This window comes from Flavobacterium psychrophilum DSM 3660 = ATCC 49418, from assembly GCF_002217405.1.
Taxonomy (GTDB): domain Bacteria; phylum Bacteroidota; class Bacteroidia; order Flavobacteriales; family Flavobacteriaceae; genus Flavobacterium; species Flavobacterium psychrophilum.
The window spans coordinates 1-2,394 of the sequence record NZ_MUHE01000055.1 but is presented as its reverse complement, the minus strand read 5'-3'; the positions used below and the strand labels follow the sequence as shown (position 1 = coordinate 2,394).

Annotated in this window: 2 protein-coding genes; both read left to right on the top strand. The window is 34.6% G+C overall.

What is annotated here, in order from left to right; genetic code table 11:
- Nucleotides 1–101: 101 nt before the first annotated feature.
- Nucleotides 102–1,154 carry an adenine-specific methyltransferase EcoRI family protein gene (locus tag B0A57_RS11295; RefSeq protein WP_038466669.1) on the top strand — a complete coding sequence of 351 codons (1,053 nt, stop codon included), beginning with the start codon at nt 102–104 and terminating at the stop codon, nt 1,152–1,154.
- Nucleotides 1,151–2,233, top strand: coding sequence for an HNH endonuclease family protein (locus B0A57_RS11290; protein ID WP_038466667.1), 1,083 nt, complete (start codon nt 1,151–1,153; stop codon nt 2,231–2,233). The genes B0A57_RS11295 and B0A57_RS11290 overlap by 4 nt, the downstream gene beginning before the upstream one ends.
- The last annotated feature ends 161 nt before the right edge of the window (nt 2,234–2,394 follow it).

The window sequence follows — 2,394 nt, the reverse complement described above, 5'->3', positions numbered from 1 at the left end:
GCCAAGCGCCGGAACGTTGGCATCAAGGCTAACGGAACCTGCTAAATAAGAGCTATTTAGAATGAAAATTCCGTTGAATTGTTGCCGTAAATCGGACAACAATGGCGGAAAAGGCGAAGAACAAAAACCTACACAAAGCAAAAGATTCAAAGAAAGACGAATTTTATACTCAACTTTCAGACATAGAAAAAGAGTTACGACATTACAAAGAACACTTTAAAGACAAAGTTGTTTTTTGCAATTGCGATGACCCAAGGGTCAGTAACTTTTTTCATTATTTCTCATACAACTTCGAGAATTTAGGACTGAAAAAACTAATCACAACTTGTTACAAAAATCAAGAAAGAGATTTGTTTAGCGAAAACAAATCCGAAAAAGCCATTTATCTTGAATATAATGGCGACAAAAACGGAAACAGAGTTCCTGATGCCGAAGAAATTGGCATTATCCACCTAAAAGGAGATGGCGATTTTAGAAGTCAAGAAAGTATCGACTTGCTCACGCAAGCCGATATTGTCGTTACCAATCCCCCATTTTCATTATTTCGAGAATATGTTACTCAATTGGTTCAGTTTGACAAGAAATTTATTATTGTCGGACACCAAAATGCTATAACATACAAAGAAATTTTCAAGCTAATAAAAGAAGATAAACTTTGGTTAGGCTATGGATTTAATGGTGGTGCGGCCCATTTTATAAACAAGCATTATGAAGATTATGCAACGGCAACCGACCGAAAAGAAGGAATGATTAGAGTTTCTGGAGTCACTTGGTTCACCAATCTAGAAATCAGAAAAAGGCACGAAGATTTAGAACTTTATAAATCTTATACTCCTGAAGAATTTCCAACTTATGAGAATTTTAACGCAATAAACATTGGGAAGACAAAAGAAATTCCAGTAAATTATAATGGTTTTATGGGAGTTCCAATAACTTTTTTAGACAAATATAATCCTGAACAATTTGAGATAATCGGTTTAGGAATATCAAGTTCGGGCATTGAATTCGGTGTTGAACCTTATAAAGATGAACATAAAAAATATAGAAAAGAAATACAAAAAAGAGGTGCAGTTAACGGCGATTTATATATGATTACAAACGGAATTGTAGATGTTCCGTATGCAAGAATTGTAATCAAAAACAAGAGATTATGAAAATAGAACTTAAAGAAATAACAATTCGTGAAGTTTCAAACGGATATTTTAATGACAACGAAGAAGGCGTTGTTGGTTTTGGAGGAAATCTAAATATTCGCCCAAAATATCAACGTGAATTTGTTTACAAAGACAAACAACGTGATTCTGTAATAGAAACCGTCAAAAAAAACTTCCCTTTAAATGTGATGTATTGGGTAAAAAACGAAGATGAAACTTACGAAGTTTTAGACGGACAACAAAGAACCATAAGTATTTGCGAATATGTTTCGAGTAGTTTTTCGTTAAACTCAATGTATTTTCACAACCTTACAGACGTAGAGAAAAACGAAATTTTAGACTACAAATTGATGGTTTATTTTTGCGATGGTAACGATAAGGAAAAATTAGACTGGTTCAAAACCATCAACATTGCAGGCGAAAAACTAACCAATCAAGAATTAAGAAACGCCATTTATACAGGAACTTGGCTCACGGATGCGAAAAAATATTTTAGCAAATCGGGTTGCCCAGCTTCGAGTATTGGAAGCGATTATTTGACAGGTTCGCCTATTCGTCAAGATTATTTAGAAACAGCAATAAGTTGGATAAACAATGATGCTATTGAAGATTATATGTCAAAAAATCAACCCGAAGAAAACGCAAACGAATTACGTTTGTATTTTTCGAGCGTAATCAATTGGATTAATGTAATTTTTCCAAAATATCGTAAAGAAATGAAAGGCGTGAATTACGGAATTTTGTACAATAGCTACAAAAACGAGAAATTTGACACGAAAAAATTAGAAGAAGAAATAACCAAATTAATGCAAGATGAAGACGTGACAAAAAAGTCAGGCATTTATGAATACGTGATTACACGAAACGAAAAATACTTGAGTATTCGAGCATTTACTGACAAACAAAAACGAGAATCTTACGAAAGACAAAAAGGAATTTGCCCAAAATGTGGTGTACAATTTGAACTCAACGAAATGGAAGCCGACCACATAACACCTTGGCACGGTGGCGGAAAAACAACAGCCGAAAATTGCCAAATGTTATGCAAACACGATAACAGAATTAAAAGCGGAAAATAGCGGTGGACAACAAGCCCAGCTGCCAACACACGCTACAAGCAATTTGGGTTTTAGGCTTAATTTAAAGTTGGTTTTGTATCAGAAAGATTTGGCATATCCGAAGATAAGGCTTAATTTAGTCCCAAACTGCTTGTAGCGCGAGAACGTTGGTGGCAAGCGTA

Excerpts from the sequence above, each read along its gene's own strand:
- B0A57_RS11295 (WP_038466669.1), top strand. The coding sequence starts at position 102 with ATGGCGGAAAAGGCGAAGAACAAAAACCTACACAAAGCAAAAGATTCA.
- B0A57_RS11290 (WP_038466667.1), top strand. The coding sequence starts at position 1,151 with ATGAAAATAGAACTTAAAGAAATAACAATTCGTGAAGTTTCAAACGGA.